The 19,729-nt window shown below is 65.7% G+C and carries 18 protein-coding genes; 2 read left to right on the top strand and 16 right to left on the bottom strand.

The genetic code is table 11. From position 1 onward, the window contains the following. Positions 1–8: 8 nt before the first annotated feature. The 8 genes from ABC138_RS02340 to ABC138_RS02305 form a co-directional block, all read right to left on the bottom strand. A complete protein-coding gene (locus ABC138_RS02340) occupies positions 9–1,094 on the bottom strand; it encodes a tyrosine-type recombinase/integrase (protein ID WP_345912644.1) in 1,086 nt (361 codons plus the stop codon). Between the two features lies 1 nt (position 1,095). Continuing rightward, a complete protein-coding gene (locus tag ABC138_RS02335; RefSeq protein ID WP_345912643.1) occupies positions 1,096–1,299 on the bottom strand; it encodes a hypothetical protein in 204 nt (67 codons plus the stop codon). 25 nt (positions 1,300–1,324) lie between these two features. Next, positions 1,325–2,821 carry a replication initiator gene (locus tag ABC138_RS02330; RefSeq protein WP_345912642.1) on the bottom strand — a complete coding sequence of 499 codons (1,497 nt, stop codon included), beginning with the start codon at positions 2,819–2,821 and terminating at the stop codon, positions 1,325–1,327. 109 nt (positions 2,822–2,930) lie between these two features. Continuing rightward, complete coding sequence (locus ABC138_RS02325) at positions 2,931–3,200, bottom strand: hypothetical protein (protein WP_345912641.1); 270 nt, start codon at positions 3,198–3,200, stop codon at positions 2,931–2,933. After that, positions 3,200–3,463 carry a hypothetical protein gene (locus tag ABC138_RS02320; RefSeq protein ID WP_345912640.1) on the bottom strand — a complete coding sequence of 88 codons (264 nt, stop codon included), beginning with the start codon at positions 3,461–3,463 and terminating at the stop codon, positions 3,200–3,202. Before ABC138_RS02320 ends, ABC138_RS02325 begins: the two co-directional genes overlap by 1 nt. Continuing rightward, positions 3,460–3,774 carry a WhiB family transcriptional regulator gene (locus ABC138_RS02315; RefSeq protein ID WP_345912639.1) on the bottom strand — a complete coding sequence of 105 codons (315 nt, stop codon included), beginning with the start codon at positions 3,772–3,774 and terminating at the stop codon, positions 3,460–3,462. The genes ABC138_RS02320 and ABC138_RS02315 overlap by 4 nt, the downstream gene beginning before the upstream one ends. Further along, positions 3,761–5,110: an FtsK/SpoIIIE domain-containing protein gene (locus ABC138_RS02310; RefSeq protein ID WP_345912638.1), complete on the bottom strand. Its 1,350-nt coding sequence runs from the start codon at positions 5,108–5,110 to the stop codon at positions 3,761–3,763. Before ABC138_RS02310 ends, ABC138_RS02315 begins: the two co-directional genes overlap by 14 nt. A gap of 245 nt (positions 5,111–5,355) precedes the next feature. After that, positions 5,356–5,793, bottom strand: coding sequence for a plasmid replication, integration and excision activator (locus ABC138_RS02305; RefSeq protein ID WP_345912637.1), 438 nt, complete (start codon positions 5,791–5,793; stop codon positions 5,356–5,358). A gap of 180 nt (positions 5,794–5,973) precedes the next feature. Here ABC138_RS02305 and ABC138_RS02300 point away from each other — a divergent pair, with 180 nt between their 5' ends. Together ABC138_RS02300 and ABC138_RS02295 are read left to right on the top strand one after the other, a co-directional pair. Continuing rightward, positions 5,974–6,693, top strand: a complete 720-nt coding sequence (locus ABC138_RS02300; protein WP_345912636.1) for an XRE family transcriptional regulator — start codon at positions 5,974–5,976, stop codon at positions 6,691–6,693. Between the two features lie 134 nt (positions 6,694–6,827). Beyond that, on the top strand, positions 6,828–7,298 hold the full coding sequence (locus ABC138_RS02295) for an NUDIX domain-containing protein (protein ID WP_345912635.1): 471 nt from the start codon (positions 6,828–6,830) through the stop codon (positions 7,296–7,298). Between the two features lie 1,010 nt (positions 7,299–8,308). On the opposite strand, the gene ABC138_RS02290 is transcribed toward ABC138_RS02295, so the two are convergent. The 8 genes from ABC138_RS02290 to ABC138_RS02255 all read right to left on the bottom strand — a co-directional run bounded on the left by ABC138_RS02290 (position 8,309) and on the right by ABC138_RS02255 (position 19,724). After that, positions 8,309–10,810 carry a DEAD/DEAH box helicase family protein gene (locus tag ABC138_RS02290; protein ID WP_345912634.1) on the bottom strand — a complete coding sequence of 834 codons (2,502 nt, stop codon included), beginning with the start codon at positions 10,808–10,810 and terminating at the stop codon, positions 8,309–8,311. A 7-nt stretch (positions 10,811–10,817) separates the two neighbouring features. After that, positions 10,818–12,740 carry a site-specific DNA-methyltransferase gene (locus ABC138_RS02285; RefSeq protein ID WP_345912633.1) on the bottom strand — a complete coding sequence of 641 codons (1,923 nt, stop codon included), beginning with the start codon at positions 12,738–12,740 and terminating at the stop codon, positions 10,818–10,820. 168 nt (positions 12,741–12,908) lie between these two features. Continuing rightward, positions 12,909–13,133, bottom strand: a complete 225-nt coding sequence (locus tag ABC138_RS02280) for a hypothetical protein (protein ID WP_345912632.1) — start codon at positions 13,131–13,133, stop codon at positions 12,909–12,911. Next, positions 13,120–14,229: a M23 family metallopeptidase gene (locus ABC138_RS02275; protein ID WP_345912631.1), complete on the bottom strand. Its 1,110-nt coding sequence runs from the start codon at positions 14,227–14,229 to the stop codon at positions 13,120–13,122. Before ABC138_RS02275 ends, ABC138_RS02280 begins: the two co-directional genes overlap by 14 nt. Continuing rightward, positions 14,229–14,738: a hypothetical protein gene (locus ABC138_RS02270; protein WP_345912630.1), complete on the bottom strand. Its 510-nt coding sequence runs from the start codon at positions 14,736–14,738 to the stop codon at positions 14,229–14,231. The genes ABC138_RS02275 and ABC138_RS02270 overlap by 1 nt, the downstream gene beginning before the upstream one ends. Continuing rightward, positions 14,735–16,636 carry a hypothetical protein gene (locus ABC138_RS02265; protein ID WP_345912629.1) on the bottom strand — a complete coding sequence of 634 codons (1,902 nt, stop codon included), beginning with the start codon at positions 16,634–16,636 and terminating at the stop codon, positions 14,735–14,737. Before ABC138_RS02265 ends, ABC138_RS02270 begins: the two co-directional genes overlap by 4 nt. A gap of 116 nt (positions 16,637–16,752) precedes the next feature. Then, the gene (locus ABC138_RS02260) at positions 16,753–19,389 is read right to left on the bottom strand and encodes an ATP-binding protein (RefSeq protein WP_345912628.1); all 2,637 of its coding nucleotides are present in this window, start codon (positions 19,387–19,389) and stop codon (positions 16,753–16,755) included. Then, entirely contained in the window at positions 19,386–19,724 is a 339-nt protein-coding gene (locus ABC138_RS02255) for a hypothetical protein (RefSeq protein ID WP_345912627.1), read from the bottom strand. The genes ABC138_RS02260 and ABC138_RS02255 overlap by 4 nt, the downstream gene beginning before the upstream one ends. Positions 19,725–19,729: the final 5 nt, after the last annotated feature.

Raw genomic sequence — 19,729 nt, 5'->3', positions numbered from 1 at the left:
CGATACCGTCATGACCGCTCCCCCGTCGCGCGCAAGTTGGTACCCCCCTGGTACCCCCAGCCCAAATTCAGCCTCTCGAGACCCGCCCGATCGGCCCCCGTTCCGAGGAAGTGCAGGTACCGGTTCGTCGTCGACGCGGACTCGTGTCCCATCCACGCCTGGACCGTCCCGAGGTCGACTCCGCGGGCGAGCCAGAGGCAGGCGGCGGTGTGCCGCAGGTCGTGCAGGCGCCGGCCCCGGCCGGTCTCCTTCCACTTCAGGGTTCGGATGAAGGCGGTGCGGTTGAGCAGCCCGCCCGCGTCGGTCGTGAAGAGCGGGTCTCGCTCGGTCTTTCCCTCCGCCAGGGCCTCGAGGTGAGGGACGATCCCGTCCGCGACCGGCACCCTCCGCCACCGGCGACCCTTGGTCGACTTCGTGTCGATGCCTTCCGACCTCGAGCGACGCACCATCAGGCCGGCGGTCGGCAGCTGGACGACGTCCCCGACCGTCATTGCTCGAGCCTCGCCCCAGCGCAGCCCGGTCCATCCGAGCACGAGGACGATGCTCGCCAAGCGTTCGTTCTTCGCCCGGCAGTCCTCGAAGACCTCCCAGAGCTCGTCCTCGGTGAAGGGCATCATCTCGGCCCGCTCCTCGGAGCCCTTAGGGACCTTGGCCGCGGTGACCGGGTTGGTCAGGATCAGCTTTTCGCGGACACACCATCCGAAGAAGGACGACAGGCTGGCCCGGTAGCGGACCACCGAGGACTCGACCAGTCCGTCGGCCAGGAGCTGCACGAAGACGCGGCTCACCTCCCGTTCAGAGATGGCCGACAGCTGCAGCGCCAGCATGCTGGGCGGGGTCAGGCGCATCAGATCGCCGTCCGCACGATGCGTCTTGACGGCGACCGTAGTCCGGCGGATCTCCAGCCAGCGCTTCAATGCTTCCCGCATTCGCTCGCGTCCGGCTCGAGGGTCGACACCCCCGTCCAGCGCGGCACGTTCCCGAGCCAGCCAGGCCTTGGCTTCCCGCTGGGTGTCGAACGTGCGGCCTGCGATGAAGTCGCGCCCGGACTTCAACTTGGCGTAGTACCGCCCGTTTCTCTTGACGATCGTCATCTCAGGCCGCCGCGTGCTTGAGCCACTTCTGGACGTCGTCCCACAGGTAGCGCGGCATCGTTGGAGACAGCCACGTCACGCGCGGTCCCTCTCCTCGCTGGCGCCAGCGGCACACGGTGGAGGCATCCACCCTTGCCAGTGTGGCCACTTCCGCCGTCGTCAGGTAGATCGGAAGCGCCAGGTCCTGCAGTTCTTTCGTGTTCATCGTCGTGCCCTTTCCCCTTGTGTCGTCAGTTGGTGATGGCTGCGCGGTGCTGTGCGTACTCACGTGCTCGAGCAGCTGCAGCCGCTGCGATCTCCGATTCCCCTTCGTTGGTCCAGCCGGCCCCGACGAACTCCCAGACGCCGACGACGAGGGTGGCCGACTCGTCGGCTTCTGCCCGCAGGGCTTCCTCGACGGATTGCGGGTCGACGGGTCGGCCGGCTCGCTTGGCCCGCTCGGTCTCGTCTCCTATGACCTGTTGGAATCGTGCTCGGCGACGACGCAGCGTCCGGTAGGTGACGCTGTAGCGTCGCGATTTGGACGAGTAGTGCCCGCGGTAGCCCAGCTCTTTGGCCCACTTGCCGATGAGCGCGTAATGGTCGCGTCCTTCGGAGTCGACGGGGGCCTCGAGGTCCTCCCCCGCACGTCGCCGTTCGGCCCGAAGGACTGCGAGGTCGTGGACGTCCTGGCAGGTGCGCTGGAGGCGACGAGCGTGCTCGCCGTCGGGGACCGACAGTGACGTGTCCTTGGTGGAGTACTTGGCCAGGTACGCGGCGACCTGCTCGCCGGTGATGGGTCCGTCGGGGTCATCGGTACGACAGCCTTCGCGCACCACGCGCACGTCGATTTGCCTCCCCCACTGCAGTGCCCGCTCGAGGTCTTGCTCTCCGGTCCTGGGCGCGACGACGCGGGTTCGGGCGAAGGCAGCGTGAATGGCCTCGACCATAATGTCGACGTCCACGGCACAGGCGGCACCGATGCCGTGTTCCGCGGGGCCGTCAAGGCGAAACAGCGCGTGGAAGTGCACGGCTCCTCGAGCCTGCATCTCTGCGGTGCGGCCGTACTGCCGTGAGGCGATTTTGGAGACCTTGGAGACCGGCACGTCCAGACGGGCGGCGAGCTGCCGGCTGACGTCCTGCACCGCTCGGCGCCAGAGCTCGGGGGCGTGGAACTGCCACACGACGTGGCCGAGGTAGTCGTAGCAGTCGTGGCAGATCGGTGAGCCGACGGCCTCGTCGTCCTTGTCGTGACGTTGGGTGCACGAGAGCGATCGGCCGTGGGGGCAGGTCGCGTGTCCGCGGGGGTGGCAGGTGCGGCCACCTCGGGTGGAGTGGACGGCGCCGAAGGAGGGTGCGGTCACCGTGACGAAGACGAGCGGGTTTTCGGCGACTGCTCCGGGGACGCCCTTGCCCCCTTCGAGGCCGCATCGGATCATCTCGAAGGTGTCGCGTGCGTAGACCCGGGAGCACGAGGTGCACACCGATTCGCGGCGGTTGCCACAGCGGGTCAGGAGGACACCCGTCGGCGCATCATTCGACGTGAATGTCGACAGGACCTCGCCGGTGGCCGTGTCGACGCTCGATGAGTGCCCGGCCAGGCGAATGGGTCTCTGGCAGAACCCGACTCGGCTGGCGGCCTGCGCGAAGTCCTCGAGGCTGCCGCGCGAGAGCAGCTGCTGGATTGCATCCCGTGAGCGATGGGTCAGGCCCGTGAGGTCGCCGTCGAGCCGTTGTCCGACAGTCACACCGGCCACCACCCGAGCAGGTGCAGGACGAGCCGCGACAGCGAGAGCACCGCGATGACCAGGGCAATGCAGCGCGCCCGGCTACGTGTCTGGATGCCTCGCATCGTCCTCACGCCTCGTCGAGTCCCGGACCGAAGTCGGCGCGATCCGTGGCCGAGCGCTGCTCGAGCAAGTCGGCGAGGCGGACCGGAAGGCAGCCGCATGGTTCGAGCTCCGCGTGGTGGTGGCCACGGCACCGGTCGTCCTCGCAGCCGCATTCGTCGCCACGCCACGAGGAGCCGTGCCCGCAGAAGTCCAGGTACTCCCGGAGGCTGACTCCGTGCGCCGTGATCATGCTGCGTGCCTGGGTGTTCAGGCCGAATCGCAGCCGGGCAGGCATCAGAACTCACCCACCGCGGCGTGCGCAACGACGCAGTCTTCACACGCCAGGTGGTCGACGCAGTCGCCGATGACGTAGGACCACCCTTCGCAAAATGTCGTGGCCGCGGCGATGGCGTCGGAGGTCGTCGGGAAGATGACCCGACCGTCCACCCGGCGGACGAAGACCGTCTGGCACTCGTCGCAGGCCACGGCCGAGCCCCTGCCGAGTCCGGAACGAAGGGGCAGGACCTGTGATGGCGCGACGGCCAGCATCCAGCTCATGCGGTCTCACCCAGCTCGAGACCGGGAAGGGGCATGTCGGCCCACTCCGCAGGGACGACGAAGAGTTGGCGCTCGTGTCGCTCGTCGTCAGTGCTCCCACCCCAGACGCCCCGGTCGTCCCACGTCTGCGCGTAGTCGCGGCACATGCGACGGACCGGGCAGGTGTCGCAGACCAGCAGGGCCTTGTCTGTGTCGTCGTGGCCGCGCTCGGGGAACCACCAGTCCGGGTGGGGATGCCCGACGCAGGCGCCATGGGTGTTGAGGGTTGCGAGGGTGCGCGTTGCTGCGCGGGTCCGGTCATTCGGGAGCATGGCCCATTCCTTCCAGTGCAATGACATTCGTTGCTTCGGTCGTGTGTGCCGGGCGCCGAGGCGACCGTTTCCGCGGAGATCGCGGACGGGGCGGCTGGCTCCCTTCGTCGGGCTGGGGCTCGGTCACCCGGACGAAGTGAGCTCCTGCCGTCGAGGTCTTCTCGAGCGGAGGGACCCAACGCTTGGCCGCCGGGAATCGAGCGGCTGTGGCCTTGATTAGGTGGTCCGGCCAGTAGTCGGCGCGAACGCGAGCCACCGAACCCTCCTCGGTGACGAGGTAGCCGGCACCAGGCATGTTCATGGGGATGCGGTGCGCGGGCGCCTCGTCGCTCATCCCCTGTCCGAGGACCATGCGCACCTCGTCGGCAGACGCAAGGCGAAGGGCGATCGTCTGGGTGAAGAGACCACGAGCGGGGACCGTCTCCTTCTTCGGGTCCTGGACGAAGGCCATGACCACCACGCCCATGGCTCGACCTTGAGTGAGGATCTCGGCGAGGAGGCGGTTGCCTTCCTTCTTCACCTCGACATCGGCGTAGGCCGTCAGCGCGGCGAGCTCGTCGATGATGAGGACGTGGAGGGGGTCGCCCGGCAGTGGCTCATGAAGTCGGGTCTGTCCGACCATGCGGGTCGCGCGCGCGTCGATGATCGTCAGCAGGTCACGCAGGACCGTGAGTGCCTGCTCGGGACGGTAGGCGGTGCGGTACATCAGGCCATCACCCATGGCGATCTCGACGCCGCGCTTGAGGTCGACGCCGTGGATGCGGACGGTGTCCTGGGCGATCCACGGGGCGAGGGAAGCGACCGCACCCCAGAGGACCGAGCCCTTGCCGGAGCCGGAGCGGCCGGCGACGAGGGTGTGTCGGCCGACGAGCGACAGACGCCACGGCATCCCAGACTCATCACGGCCCACGTCGACGGGCTCGATCATGGCGCCCGTATGCGTCGGCTCGGGCAGGTCCGCGACCGTCGACCGGGCGAGGGCATCGAACATCGTCAGTCGCAGCTCAGCCACCGACGGAGAGACGAGCGACGCGCGGTAGGCGGCAGCCCCAACGCCGGCGGCGATCTTCTCCGCGACGGCGACGACCTCGGCCCCGGACTGGCCACGTCGTGCCCGTACTCGGGCGATGACGACGCCTCCGCGGGACTTCACGCGCAGGAGGCGCGGGTCGGTCCAATGAGTCTCGTTGCCGGCCTCCACTCGCTCGGAGAGCCCACAGGAACGCGCGACGTCGAGGAAGGAACGACGCACGTCGCGACGCCCGATCCACGCCGCAGCCGAGTCAGGCAGCCACGTCGCCCAGGCAATGGACCCGACGACGAAGACTGCAGCCACCCAGCCGAGGGCGGTTGCGGCGGCACGCGCTGGTCCTTCCCATTGCGCCGCCCACGAGACATCCCAAGGACCAACCGGCAGGACCTCGAAGTCGCCGATGACCGGTGGCATCGAGCCCGCGACCATGGACATAGCGACAAGGGCCAGCCACAACGCCGCAAGCCACCCGAGCGCAGGGGCGGCCGCACGCCCCGCGAGCAGCAACCCACGAGCCGCGCGGCCACCCCACACCCTGAGCATGTTCATCACGCAGCCGCCGACTCCGCGCGACCGGCACCCGAGGTCTTGGACGACTTGCCGGGGGCGCTCATGCTCTTGGCCCGGTAGGACCATGCGAGCTTGGGGCGGACCCCGTTGTCATCGATCCACGGGGTGAGCGTCAGCCCCTCGAACAGGACCGGCACGAACGGCAGGTCGCCCGGGTTGTCCGGCGGGACCGGCTGCTGACGGGCAGAGATCTTGACGTTGATCGTCTTCTCGTTCTTGCGAGCCTCGGGGTCGGCGTCAAGCACCGGCACCGTCCAGATCAGCTCTCCCGTCTCCGGGTCGGTCTGCTGCGGTCGGGTCCCATCCGGCCGCGCGTCCTGGTTGAAGTCTCCCACCGGCTCGACGTCCCCGACGAGGTAGGCCCCATTAGGGAAGACCGACTCGAACACCACTTCCATCCTGCGGCTGACAGCCATGACACTCTCCTTCGCTTGAGCGGGAGCCCATTGCCCCTGCAGTTCCTCTAGGAAAGCCGCCCAGGCAGGGACGTCATCAGGGCACAGCGGGACGTTTGGGGACGTCTCTGCTAGCGTTGAGACGTCCCATCGCGTCCCAAGGCAAGGAGTGCCATGTCTAACGAGAGACTGCGCAGCGCCATGAGCACGGCTGGCAAGACATACGTTGACCTCGCTGAGCGCATCGAAGTTGACCCCAAGACCGTGGAACGATGGGTGACGCTCAGCCGAGTCCCCCACCGTCGCAACCGAGTTCAAATCGCAGCCTTGCTCGGTGAGGACGAACATTTCCTCTGGCCCGAGGTTGCTTCGGACCCCCGGTCAGTTAAGGCGACCGAGAGCGAGCTGGCCCATCTCTACCCGAATCGCGGAGCCGTCCCGATCGACACCTGGGTGCACCTCCTCGAATCTGCCACTTCACAGATCGACCTATGGGCCTTCGCAGGCAGCTTCCTCCACGACGCCATTCCAGACTTTGGCGGTCTGCTGACGAGCGCAGCACGACGCGGGGTACGAGTCCGGCTCCTATTCGGAGACCCAGCGTCACGCAGCGTGGCCGAGCGTGGCGAAGAAGAAGGCATTGGCGACCTTCTGGCGTCGCGCTGCCGACTCACGTGGAACTACCTCTCACCGGTGCTGGCAACCCCCGGCATCGAGGCCAGAGCCCACGACGTGACGGTCTACGCCTCAATCTTCCGCTTCGACGACAACGCGCTAGTGAACCCTCATGCGCTGGGCTCCCCCGCCAGCCACTCTCCAGTCCTGCATATTCGGAAACTGGATGGAGGCAGACTCTTCGACCACTACATCGCTAGCTTTGAGCGCGGGTGGTCCGGTGGCAGGCGGCACTCTGCCGAGTGAAGGTCGCCGGGGCAGCGACCCCAATGCACCCCCTAGCCCGTCTGCGCACCAACCGAACTTGGCCCACGGCAAAGGCGAAGGTGGACCGGACCATCGGAGCACCTCCCGCGAGCTCGCTCACGTAGGGTCGACGCATGGGAAGAGTCGACTACATTGACGATGACAACGCGCCCTCGATCAACAGTGTGGTTCCATCTGTTGTAGCCGTGGTGTCGGATCCAGACAATCGAATCCTCGTGATCCACAAGACCGACAACAACAAATGGGCCCTGCCTGGAGGCGGCCATGAGTTCGGCGAAAGCATCCGAGACACCGTGGTCAGAGAAGTATTCGAGGAAACAGGGTACAACGTTGACGTGGATGAAGTCACCGGCCTGTACACAAACCCTCGCCATGTGATGGCGTATGACGACGGTGAAGTACGGCAACAATTCTCAATATCTTTCCTAGCCCACGTGACCGGGGGGTCCCCGAAGACCAGCAATGAGAGCGACGCCGTCGAGTGGGTGACGCGGGACGAGTTGGCGCGACGTAACGTACACCCCTCCATGCTTCAACGAATCGATGACGCACTTGCGTTCAAGGGCAGTGTTGCGATTCGCTAAGCCCAGCGAATGATTCTCTCCTGCGCTCGACCCGCAGCCGTTAATAACTGAGATCGAGAACGTGTCACCGCACGGTGAACGGGCGACTCTGGCCGATACCGCCGCAGAATCTCGTCGACTCGAGCCTCTGGGGTGGTTCGATTCCCTTCCGGGTCGACAAATAGATCGAACATCGTAAGAAGATCTAAATCCTCAGAGGCTGGCCTCTGAAACAGAGTAAAAGCATCCCACATTCCGCGCTCCATGGCCTCCATCTCAGCCCCCGTATGGAAGGCCACCAAAGCACACACCTCGCTTGGCCAAGATCGCTGCCTAAGATATCTGGCGCCGTCGATGGGATGGAATCCCGTGTCTTTTGCCGAGGGCGAATACCCGATGTCGTGCAGCCACGCTGATGCGACCACGCACCTAGGCACCACCCCCGGGTTCAGCACAGCAATCGACTCGGCCAGTTCACCAACGCCTGCCACGTGCGACCGTCGCGGCTCTTGTCCCTCAAGCAGAGTAAGTGCCAGAGCCGCTGCAGCGGATTCAGTGTGGATCATGGGGAAGACACGAGATAGACCAACGCCACCGATGCCACCAGGCTCTCAGCGTTCGAGGGGCATTGCCCGTAACGCTCAAAGACGTGCCACGCTGCTTCGTCACACAGGTGGACAACCCACCGTGAACTATCCGTGCGCTCCTCATAGGGGTCGCTGAAAACGCGTAGCTCCAAGAGCCACTCGGTGGAGTACGAGACCACTGCTCGCTGACCGACTACGTCACGATCATCGACCGAGAGTTGCCGGTAGGTCGGCGCCGGCGGTGGAGCGAGGGGCACCCACAACGAGCCATCCTCCCGGACCTCGGGATACCTCGGCACGCTCCGCACGACCATCGCCTCCTCAGCGTGACTGCTGAGCCTTCAGGATGCCTCACCGGACACCACCCGTGCCATGTCCGGCCACCGACGGGCATCACTAGCGCTCCTGATCAACATGCAACTGGTCGCTCGTCAAATAGCGGGCCTACTCCGGATTCGTCGTGACCAGCAACGAGTTCCACGAGCCCGCCGCCTGCTTGATGTCGGACTCGGTGGCGAACATGTAGCGCCACGTCCCGAAGTCCTCTTCGTCGCGCACGGCGCGCGCCCAGACCTGAGCCGCCTCGATCTTGCGGAGTACATCGGCGTCCTGGGCGTTGTCGTCAGCCTTGCCTTCGATCAACCAGAACACGCCCTTGATGTCCAGGGCGATGAAATCAGGGAAGTACCGACCCTCTGGTGTTGGGATGAATGCCTGCCCACCGACGTAGACACGCAGCCACCACTCGATGTTCGGGTCACGGTCCATCAGCCGCGCCAGTTCGAACTCGGTGCTGCCGGCATCGAACGTCGCGACCGGCATCACGTTGCGCTTCCAGCCTACATAAGGCGCGTTCTTGCGGAACTTACCCGGGGCATGAGCCGCAAGACCCTCAGTTGGAACGGGGACCGGTTCCAGGGGGAGCGTGACTGGCGTGAAGTGAAACTGCACCTGCTGCTTGCGGTTGGCGATCTTCTCGCGGATCAGGCGACGCATACCCTCTACGGCCTGCTCTCGGCGCTTTTGACCCCACTCGCCTGCTTCACCGTCGTTGAGTACCCCAGCCCCCTTCAGAAACGCTCGTACAAGACGTTTGGAGGCGGTCTTGCTGGACTTCTCCTGCGGCACCTCGGGCTGCTGCATGATCAGTTCGACGAGGTCGTCGTAGACTACATCGAGCCCCTCGAGGGTCTGCTGCGCTGTCTCGTGTGCCTGTGGGGCCACGTTGATCGAGACCTGATCACCGACTCGCTCAGCCTCCAACGCATCACGGAAGATGAACGTAGGCACCTCGTTGATGAAGGCGACCCCAGCCTGCTCAGCATCTCCATCCGGGATGTCCGACAGAGAGAACGGCGCCTGAGCTAGAAGTGAATCCCTGCGAGGGAAGATGATCTGGGGCGCGTCGTTGACTCTGCCCCGTGGCACCGGAGCTGCAGCCGCGAGTCGGTTCTCGGTCTCGTCGAAGACCAGAGGTGAAGTGACGGCATCGCGGACATCTTCAGTTCCACCTTCCCCTTCCTCATCGAAGCCGTCTCCGAAGAGTGCCCACTGACCAGGCATAGGAGCCACGCCACCACCTGGCCCAGTTCCTCCACCTGAGCCGTAGTGAGCAGGCATGGCACTAGGGTCGAGCGGCTGCGTGGGATCGATCTCCGAAGTCGTGGCGAAGCCCTGATCATCCACCTCTAGCGAGGACGAGGGAAGCTGAATGCGCTGACGAAGGACGTCCTTCTGGTCAAGCAATTGCTTGTAAGAATCGTGCGCCACGAGGTCCACCTGGTCGACCATCGGCAGCCCCGTGCGGGATCCGAACGGTAGACGCAGGCCCCGACCGAGGATCTGTTCCGTCAGGGTCTGGGAGGCAAGTTTGCGAAGCGCCACGATCACGGCGATGTTCTTCACGTCCCAACCCTCGCGGAGCATATTCACACTCACGATGGCCCGGATCGGGGAGTCAGCCTCTTCGACTTTGGCCAGGGCGTCCAGGGCCTCGTCAGAGGACTGCGAGGTGACCTCCAGAACCTGCGAGCCGTCTCCGATGAGGCCTGGCTGGGCAAGCACCTGTCCCACCTCGGTTGCGTGCTCGATGGTCTGGCAAACCACGAACAGGACAGGCTTGACTTCAGGCGCATCGGAGCTGGTCTCGCGATAGACCGCGTACGCCTCTTCCTTGTGCCGCAGCAGCTGACAGGCATCGGCCAGTTGGGTGCGCTCGTCCTTGGTCCCGTCCTTGCGATAGACGATCACCGGGACCTTGACATGCCCGTCGGCGATGGCCTCACCGAGGGTGTACTGGAAGACGACCTTGTCGTGGTCCGCCTTGTCCGGGGTCGCGGTCAGACCAATGAGCGCCACGGGGTTAAGGTCGCGGATCGCCGCAGAGAACGCCCTGGCCTTCTCGCGGTAGACGTGGTGCTCATCCGCGATCACGAACAGGTCTTCGGCACTCTCCAGGTGTGAGTAGAGCGCATCACCGAGGTTCTCGTCTTCGGAGCGGACCTTGCGGCTCACCTTGTCTGTCGGGCGGATCAACTGCTGCACGTTGAAGACGAACACCTTCAGCCGCCTCGGGTCCCGCAGAACCGACCCCACGTTGGCGGCTTGGAAGTTGTCCGGCGTGACGATGAACGGCTCTATGTCCGCCCCGGACACGTACTTGGCCGAGGCCGCGTCGAAGTTCGCCAGCGTCTTGCGCTGGATCGTTGCCCCTGGCGTCACCACGAGCACATGTCGGACCCCTTGGGTCGCGAGGTACTCGATCAACGAGGACATGAGGAAGGTCTTACCTACACCCGTGGCGAGATCCGCGATCATCTCTTCATACGCGGACGTGCCCTCCGCGATCCGCCGCACGATCTCCGAGAGTGCGTTCTTGTTCGGCTGGCGCAAGTCGAAACGGGCCGCAATCTCCTCGATCAGAGCGTCGTCGCAGGTGATCTCCACCCTCATCTCACTTCACCGTCCCGTTCGGGAATATGTCCCCTGGAGCCTTCTTGATCCGCGACCCAGGCGAGAGGCTCTGAAGCAGTTCGGAGGCCTCTGGGAGCACGCCCTTGGCCACGATCACCGCCTTCTCCTGCTCGCCCAGGTGCTCGACCACCGTCCGCACAACCGTCTCGTCGGCTACACCGTCGATCACCGCGAGCCGCTGACGCTTCCGCACACCGCAGAACACCGGGTCGCCGGGAGTGAGGGTGAACTTCAACTGCCCGGCGACCGCCTTCGACCAGGCCCCGTTGGTCGCCTCGGCAGCGAGGTACACCGATCCGTCCTCATCGTCCACCTCGTACATCGAGGGACCCACCTTTGCGACTGTGAAGCCTCCGCCACCCTTCCAGACCGTGGTGGACTGATCACGGGTCTTGGCCGCAGCACGCAATGACTTTCGCGCCTCTGGCATGACATCGATCGTCACACCGCCATCCGAGCCAAGCTTGACCTTTTTGAGCAGGCCAAGGAGGGCCTTCGACTCTTCGCTCGTCAGCCGAGGCTCACCGCCGTTGGCGAGTTGGCGAACCGCCTTCGCGGCCTCGTCAATGATGTTGATAGGAAGGGTCTGCTGGTCTGCGAACTTCCCGATCAAGGTCGTGAACTTCTGGGCTTCCTCAGGGCTAACCCCGTCTGGGAGGTCTGCAACCGCTACTCGCTCGGTGATGGAAGTGACTCCTCCAGGATCGGCCCCGTCTACGACCTTCCGGAGGCGCGGCAAAACGAAGGAGTTCACATTGCTCTCCGATAGTTCCACGGTCACCCAACGCCGACCCATCTTGTGCGCGACAGCAGCAGTCGTCCCGGAACCTGCGAAGCAGTCCAGCACTAGATCTCCCGGATTGCTCGCGATCTGCAACACTCGGGCCATCAGGCGCTCCGGCTTTGGTGTGGCGAAAACATCCCCGACCAAGGAGCGCGTCTCCTCCTTGCCGTTGCGCACGAACCCGACCTCCTCGGGCGCCCAAACAGTGGACGGGACGCGCCCGTCTTTCACCTCGGTCAGAAAGCGCTTGATGTAAGGCCGTGACTTACCGTCCGGACCCCAGTAGATGCGCCTGTCAGCGTCGAGGCGATGCATCTCATCCTCGGAGACCCGCCAGTAACTGCCCGAGGGGGGTCCTTCGATGAAGCGACCGCCCGGCGTGGTGATCGAATACAAGCCCTTCGAGTACTCGTTTCGGGCAGCCATGTCACTTCGCCTCCACGGTCCCCGGGGATCGTCATCAGGATTGACGTACGCGGAGTTCATCGACGCGGTGCGAACCAACGGGTTGAAGACGCACCGTTGCTTGTCGCTTGCGTAGACGAGCATCACGTCGTGGTCCATCGAAATATGGGGCGCCGTATTGCGCGGATCGTTACGGCGTTTCCAGATCACCGTGGCGACGAAGTTCTCAGCACCAAATTCCTCGTCCAACAGGAGGCGCATTCGGTGCACCTCCGCATCATCCAGATGTACCCACACCGACGCATCGGAAGCTAGTAATGGCTTAATCTCGCGGATGCGGTCGCGCATCATCGTCAGCCAGACGGAGTGCTCCAGCTGGTCGGCGTAGTGCTCGAAGGTCTGCTCCGTGTTAAACGGAGGGTCGATGTAGACCAACTTGACCTGACCCGCGTACTTGTCGCGGTACTCCGGGATGGTCCCGAGGGAGCGTAGGGCGTCGCCTGAGTCTCCGATGATGAGCAGGTTCTCGTCCGTGCCTGCGGGGTCGTCGACTTCCCCGACCTGCTCCAGTACCTCGATGGACTTGACCTCGCGGGCGCGGGGGTCGCTCGGGTCGACCCAGGCGTAGTCGTACTTGCCGTCCTCAACTGGGATGAGAGCAGAGTCCTTGCCCATCCATGTCAGTTCCAGCCGACCCTTTGGGATGCGCTTCATGTACCTACCCTCGCCCGCTCGCTTCGCTCCTCGTGGCCACAGTATGTGTCCCCCTGCAGACATCGCTCCGCAGGCGCCGCGAGGGCTTCCGAAACCGCCCCCGATCGCGAGTCGACTAAGGCGCCACTCCCCTGTCCGTTCCAGAAACTACTTCGAGGAATACGAGGTTCACCGCTTCTGCGCCTTCAGGATGCCGTACCGGACACCGCTCGTGCCGACTCTGCCGCCGACAGCCTCGCTGATCCTGCTGGCCGAGACCCCTTCGGAGGCGATCTCGAGGAAGATCGCGTTGCGCTGTTCCAGGGCAGCGGCCAGAGAGGCCTCGAGCTTCTCGACCTCGGCCGAGGCTTCGCGGGCCCGCTTGAGCAGCTTGGCCACGTCACCCGTTGTCATGGCCACAGCGTAACGACGCACGTTGTCCCACACAGGAGTCCTTCCCTGTCAGATCGAGTCCCTTGTCCTTCAGCCACGACAGCGGGTCGACGGCTTGTTCGCGGATGCGCACCTCGAGGTGCAGGTGGGCGCCGCTGGACTGGCCGGTGTTGCCCACGGTTCCGATGCGTTGCCCGGCCTTCACCCCCTGGCCGGCTTTCACGTCGATACGGCTCATGTGTGCGTAGCGAGTCGTGACCCCGGCGCCGTGATCGATGATCACGAGGTTGCCGTAGCCGCCCATGACTCCGGCGTGCACGACCTGCCCCTTGCTCATGGACGTGATCGGCATCCCCTCGGGAGCGGCGAAATCGGTTCCCTCGTGCATGCGGGCAGCGCCGGTGATCGGGTGCACCCGCATCCCGAAGGACGAGGACTTCATCAGCCCGTTGGTCAGAAGGGGCGCCTTCCACGCGCCTGCCCCACCGACCGAGACCTCCTCGCATAATCCGGTCTCGCCGCTGGCGGCCTCGACGATGGCCACGGATCGGGCCTCGTGCTTGGCGTAGGCCTCGGGGAACGCGGAGCCCTGGACGATCTGTGCTGCGACGGTGACCGGGAGAGACTTCCATCCCGTGACGTCGAGCAGCCCTGGGTTGTTGGTGTGCTTGGCGCGCCCGAAGAAGGCTTCGGTGGACTTGTCGATGTCACGGATCTGGGCCGGTGTTCCCCAGCCCTGGCTGGGCCGCTGCTGGAAGAGACCGAGCGAGTCCCGGTCGCCGTGGTCGAGGTTGCGCAGTGAACTCTCTTGGAGCGCGGTCGCGATCGCGATGACCTGCCCGCGGGTGGAGATCTTCAGTCGCTTCGCTACGGCGATGATCTGTGCCGCGTTGTTGGCCTGCTCCTGCGTGAGTGTGGACCCCTTCGTGGATGCGCCCACGCAGGTCACCGACGCCCCGACCATCGGCGAGTCCTCCTCGGTGGAGAACCCACCACTAGCTGCGGCTACGACCATGAGCAGGAAGAGCCACGTTCCGATGACCAAGACGACCGAGGCGGCGGCGATCAGCCCTCGGTACCGCCATGCCAGGCGAGCACCGACGATCCACGGGTCCATCAGTACACGCTCCCGTCGGTGACCGGCTCGAAGCCGGTGACCCGTAGTCGGCCTTGGTCCGAGGTCGACACCGAGACGTCCACGGCTGCCACATCGCCGCCGCGAAGGGGGAAGCGCATCACGCCGCCGACTTCGGCGGTCTGCTGGACCTGACCGGGCTCGAAGGTGCCGGAAGGGATGTTGGCGAGGTGGACGGTCTGGAGGCTGCGGTGGAGGTCATCGCTCACGACCGGACGAAGTCGCGCCAACCACGCCGACTTACCCCCTTGCGTGTTCGGATACCGGTTGATGAACGAACGCGCCGTCCTCTGCCAGGGCTCATCCCCCCTTCGCCCGTCTGCCTGGAGCGCGCCCTCGGGGATGCTCGTCGTCGGCGCAGAGCTCGAGGCGGTCACGGTGACCGGCGAAGTGGGTCGGGTCTCGGCGGCGGGCCGCAAGCGGACGACGACGATGGCCGCAATGATCGCCACGGTGGCGATCACCGCCCGGACGACTTTGCCTGTGGTCATGACGCCTCCCCTCGCTCGGTCTCGTCCTGGCCGTTGCTCGTGACGAAGCTCTTTGTCGATGCGTCGTAGAAGACCCATCCGGCCTCGTCCGGGTTGTCGAAGGGGTTGTGGTCCAGTCCGGCGTCGTAGCGCCGGGGTGCTGCGTCGACCACGGTCTCGACCGGATCGGCCGTCACCGCGGGGACCTCGTACTCATCCGAGGAGTGCTCGACGACCACGACCGGCGCCGGGGACTCCCTTCGGTCTGCAGCGGTATCGCTGACCCGATCGGTGGAGGCGTCTGTGATCACCACCGACGAGACCACGTCGTGCTGACGATCCTCGCTACCCGCTGACTCCGGAGTGTGTCGATAGGTCGGGGTCTCGGCAGCCTCTGGCAACTGGGCGTAGTAGGCAGCGGGTGTGGTCCCAAGCTGTGGCGCCTGCGCCTGCGCCTTGTCGGGTGCGGCTGCGTCGTCGTCCTTCTGGGTGCCTTCTCTCCACTGGTGCGTCGACTTCTCCTTCGGACCGTCGTTGTCCTCCTCTTCCTCCTCGTCATCGGCGGCGCTGCGCCCGATGGCGGTGCCGGCGGCGATGGTGAGCATTGTCTTGGCGACACTGACGACGCCGGAGGCCTGCGAGCCGTCGGCCCCGGGCATGTTCAGCGATGTGAAGCGGGTCAGGGCGCGCACCGGGTGGAGCACGATCCAGCCGACGAGTGTCAGGACCGCGATGCACAGGCACTGCCAGCCAAAGGCCAGTTCGTCGGTCTGCGTGATGTAGGTGGCCAGCGAGATGTAGACCGCGGCCCCGAGGCCGAAGATCACCGTGTTGAGGACGACGGCTACGAGCTTGCGAGCCACCGAGCGGGCGACGGACGGCATCATCGCCATGACCGCGCCGAGCATCGGCCCGAGGATGACGGTGAATCGCCAGTACAGGAAGCACAGGAGCAGCAGGACGAAGGCGATGAAGGGCAGGGAGAACGCTGTCGGTGCGACGAGCGAGCCGCCCAGGGCGAGCCCCATCCGTTGCCCGAAGTTGGAGTTGGTCAGGGTGGCGTACGCCCCGGGGTCTTCCTTCTTGATCTTGCCGGCGACGTCCTTGAAGTCCTTCTTCTTCTGCTCGTAGATCTTCTTCCCCGCGCCGCTGGGGTCGCGATTGATCTCAGCCTTCTCGGCGTAGGTGAGGGTGCGGGCCGCGTACAGCTCGTACCCGTACTTCTGCGCCACCGCGGAGTCGTCCGAGCCGAGCTGCCCGCGGAGCCAGACGTCCCAGACCAGCGACTTGTAGAGCGAGCCGACGAAGACCGTTCCCGGCTGCTCCCGGTCTGCGTCCGAAGGGAGTTCGTCCTTGCCGTTGATGATGTTGTTCTGGCCCGCGAGGACGACGCTCGAGACGATGTCGTCAGCCGCCTTGGACGCCTTGATCGGCCACCCGACGGTTAGGCCGACGACGCAGAGGCCGATGAGGACGAAGGCCAGGACTCGCAGCGTCTGACTGACCTGACGTCGAGCGGCGAAGACCAGGGCGGACAGCGCAGCCACGAGCACGAAGAGCGGCATCAGCGGCTCGGTGAATGCCTGGGCCATGGCCGTCGACGTGTGCTGCAAGACCGGGTCGAGGAAGTCCAGCCAATCGGGGTTGCCGAAGGCATTGCCGGCCGAGACGGTGACAGCTGCGGAGAGCACCGCGGGGAGAAAGAACGTGGAGGCGATGCCGTCGGTGACTTCAGCCGGCTTGTCGGTGATCTCTCCCGTCCCGAAGTCGCAGTCGTCGTCGAAGGTGAACCACGACAAGCCAGCGACCCCGTAGTTCTGCAGCAGGCTGGCCCCGGACGTCGGCTCGACCGTCGTCGGCGGACTCTTGGGAGCGGGCAGGACCCATCCCCCGAGACCGTCGGTCGGTGACTCGGCCACTGGGACCGTCTCGCATCCGAAGGGGTCGGGAGCCGCAACAGCGGGTGACGCTCCCCAGACCAGGAACCCGAGCACACCGACGATGAAGGTCACGAGGCCCCGAGTTGCCGAGCGCATCAGACCCACTCCAGTTCGCTCGTGGTCCCGCCCAGGGCTCGGCGCTCCTGCCCCTTCGGGCGGGTGTCGAGCAGTTCCCACAGCCCCGGCAGCAGGTCCCGGTTCACGCGGAAGCGTCCGACCTTGCCGTTGATCCGGGCGACGAAGTCGCGGTACTCGGCACTCTCAGGCGTTCCCTCGGGGGATCGGAGATTGCCCAGCGTCTGCTCGTACCCCACGCCGGTCTTGACGCCGATCAGACGCAGGGCGTCCTCCTGCTGGTCCGGGTCGTCCAGGGCGCCGATGAAGGCGTCACTGATGAGTGCCTTCGAGGCGGACTGTGCTGACAGGGCGGTGTGGCGGTCCTGCGAGCTGGTGACGATGCGCGCGTTCCACTTGCGGCTGTCGCGCTCGAGCCGGGCGAAGAGATTGCGGCCGGACGCCCACTCGGAGAGGCGGTGTGCCTCGTCGAGACCGACGAACTTTCGCTCGTTCATGCCGCCCGAGTAGATGCGCGAGGAGGCGAACTGTGCGGCGAGGTTGAGCACCGCGACGGAGAGACGCTCGTCGACGGACCAGGACGAGCGCTCCGCCTCCTGCTTCGGCAGGCTCATACCCGGCAGGGTGATGACGAGGAGCCGCGACGACGACTGTTCCTGCGCCCCGGGGTTGAAGAACAGCCGCGTGCGCGGGTGGTCCATCATCTGATGCAGGCTCTCGTAGAGCGTGCGCGCCATGTCCTCGGGGAAGAGAGACCGGTCTGCCAGGAGCTCGACGACGTCGGCGAGAGATGCGTCTTGCCGGCTCGTCTGCTGGGCCAGCGCCCGGGAGAGCAAGACCTCGGTCATGGCGCCTGACATGACGCCCTCGGGGAGGATGCTGCGCATCGCGTCCAGAGCCAGTGCGGTGCGCTCCATGCGTGCGACCTGCTGCGCATCGCGCCACTTCTGCTCGAGGTACTCGCCCCGCTCCCGCCGAGTCGCGATCGCACGCAACTTCTCCTGGACTGCGTCGTCGGCCTCGACGGACTCGAGCGAGGGGTCGACCACGACGCCGAAGGGGGACAACGTCCCCTCAGCAGCGTCGAGCAGGTTCAGCGAGCTGGAGACAGACGCGATCGGCTCCCACTTCGTGATTCTGGCCAGCGGTCCGGACGGGTCGAAGACCGTCGTGGAGACGTTCGACAGGGTTTCGAGTGCGGCGAGCAGACCCATGAGCGTTGACTTGCCACCGCCCAGCCCAGAGACGAGGGGCGTCAGCCCCGATCGGGAGAAGCGCTCCATGCCCTGGTGCATGTCCCATATGAAGGGATGACCGCCGGCCCCGACGGTCGAGCCGATCAGGTGGCCCTCTCGGTCGCCGAGGCGGCTCGAGATGTTGGGCAGGCCGGCCGCGTAGGTGATGACGGGCATGTGCCGCAGGTGGGCGGTCGTCGAGATGCCCTCGCCCGGCACGAACTCGCGATAGGCACCCTCGACGTTGCGCATGAACTTCAGGTCGATGCGCTCGGCCTCGTAGTGCTTGATCAGGCCTTGGGCGCGCTCGAGCGCCTGCTTGCTCGTCGGCGCAGCCACGGCAAAGCGCACGTACGCGTAGACGCGGGTGGCCTCGGTGCCATAGCCCTCTTCCATCTCGTGCTTCATCGCTCGCGCGGCCTTGTGCGCCTGCCCGAGCATCGGCGGTTCCATCCGGGAGTCGACCCGCTGGAACTGGTCCTTCTGGTCGTGGATCAGCTGCAGCCGCTTCTCGACGTCCTTGGCCGCTCCGCGGCCGTCGCGCACGACGAAGTGCGAGGACATCTCGAAGCCACCGAAACGGCGCGCGTAGGCGGCCCAGGGCGGGGAGGTCTCGGGGATCGATCGATCCTCCATTCGAGCCATCGAGAGCACAGCCACGTGCGTCTCGACGGGGTCGACGGTCTTGGACCGGTCCGGCGAGCCGACGAGTCGAACTGTGCGGGAACCGACCGCGCCCGGATGCACCTCGACCTGATCCATCACGCCGGCTAGGTCGAAGACGTCGACCGGCTCCGCTCCCGCGACCCACGAAGGGGACGGGTTCGGCAGGCCGAGACCACGCGACCTCGACACGAGCCACTCGACCTCGCGCTGGGTGGCCGGCCGACCGATGGACTCCATGAGCGCATCGAGATTCTCGATGTCACCGCTCAGTCGGTCCGAAGCCCGGCCAGCACGGTCGCCCTTGCCGAATCCAGCGAGGAAGCGCGAGACCGTGGACTCGTTGCCGACGGACACACCCCACAGGACCGGAGTTGCCGAGAGCGATCTCGACGCGAGAACCCGCTGGCCACCCGTCAGGTACTGACGCCACGCGTCCTCGTCGACGGGGCTCGGTGTCCCCGCGTCCAGGGCAGCGGCCCACATCGACGCCGCGAAGGGCATCGACGACACCCGCTCGTGCACGCTGCGACCGGCGAGGCCAGCCAGTAAGCGGCCGGCGTTGTGAATGTGCGCTTCGCGCTGGTCCGTCGAGAGAAACTCCCAGTCGACCTCGCGTAGGACGTACCAGGCGCGGACCTCACCACGGGCGGTCGTGACGTGCCCAGAGATGCCCTTTAGCTGCCAGTCGTAGGACTTCGGGAGCGAGGTGTCGAGCTCCCCCTTCGCCCGCTTCTGGTTTGCGCGTCCAATCTTCATCGGAGGCCACCCACCTTTACGTCGTGGTCCAGGCGGTCACGACGGAACCGCCGCCGGGCCTCTACCTCGGACCGGATGATCCGGAGCCACGCCCCAAAGGGGACTTCACCGGTGACAGAGTCGGCGAGGATCCATGCGCCGATCCCGCCGAAGACCGCTCCAGAGACAACTGCGAGGAACCACCCCAGCGGCGAGAACAGGAGCGCCAGCAGCGGAGCCAACGCGAGGAAGATGAAGACGGCCACGTAGCGCGGGTGCATGGGGATCTCGATCCCGTCCACCTCGACCAACCGCCCCTGAAACCGCCACACGCGGTCGTCCGTCGTCAGTCGCACGGCAG

The organism is Janibacter sp. LM (assembly GCF_039631275.1).
Lineage (GTDB): Bacteria > Actinomycetota > Actinomycetes > Actinomycetales > Dermatophilaceae > Janibacter > Janibacter terrae.
The sequence above is the reverse complement of the archived record's forward strand: the minus strand, read 5'-3'. Positions and strand labels throughout refer to the sequence as shown.

What these genes read in the sequence shown, in the direction of transcription:
- ABC138_RS02340 (WP_345912644.1), bottom strand. Translation starts at nt 1,094, where the DNA reads ATGACGATCGTCAAGAGAAACGGGCGGTACTACGCCAAGTTGAAGTCC.
- ABC138_RS02335 (WP_345912643.1), bottom strand. Translation starts at nt 1,299, where the DNA reads ATGAACACGAAAGAACTGCAGGACCTGGCGCTTCCGATCTACCTGACG.
- ABC138_RS02325 (WP_345912641.1), bottom strand. Translation starts at nt 3,200, where the DNA reads ATGCCTGCCCGGCTGCGATTCGGCCTGAACACCCAGGCACGCAGCATG.
- ABC138_RS02320 (WP_345912640.1), bottom strand. Translation starts at nt 3,463, where the DNA reads ATGAGCTGGATGCTGGCCGTCGCGCCATCACAGGTCCTGCCCCTTCGT.
- ABC138_RS02315 (WP_345912639.1), bottom strand. Translation starts at nt 3,774, where the DNA reads ATGCTCCCGAATGACCGGACCCGCGCAGCAACGCGCACCCTCGCAACC.
- ABC138_RS02305 (WP_345912637.1), bottom strand. Translation starts at nt 5,793, where the DNA reads ATGGCTGTCAGCCGCAGGATGGAAGTGGTGTTCGAGTCGGTCTTCCCT.
- ABC138_RS02300 (WP_345912636.1), top strand. Translation starts at nt 5,974, where the DNA reads ATGAGCACGGCTGGCAAGACATACGTTGACCTCGCTGAGCGCATCGAA.
- ABC138_RS02295 (WP_345912635.1), top strand. Translation starts at nt 6,828, where the DNA reads ATGGGAAGAGTCGACTACATTGACGATGACAACGCGCCCTCGATCAAC.
- ABC138_RS02285 (WP_345912633.1), bottom strand. Translation starts at nt 12,740, where the DNA reads ATGAAGCGCATCCCAAAGGGTCGGCTGGAACTGACATGGATGGGCAAG.
- ABC138_RS02280 (WP_345912632.1), bottom strand. Translation starts at nt 13,133, where the DNA reads ATGACAACGGGTGACGTGGCCAAGCTGCTCAAGCGGGCCCGCGAAGCC.
- ABC138_RS02275 (WP_345912631.1), bottom strand. Translation starts at nt 14,229, where the DNA reads ATGGACCCGTGGATCGTCGGTGCTCGCCTGGCATGGCGGTACCGAGGG.
- ABC138_RS02270 (WP_345912630.1), bottom strand. Translation starts at nt 14,738, where the DNA reads ATGACCACAGGCAAAGTCGTCCGGGCGGTGATCGCCACCGTGGCGATC.
- ABC138_RS02260 (WP_345912628.1), bottom strand. Translation starts at nt 19,389, where the DNA reads ATGAAGATTGGACGCGCAAACCAGAAGCGGGCGAAGGGGGAGCTCGAC.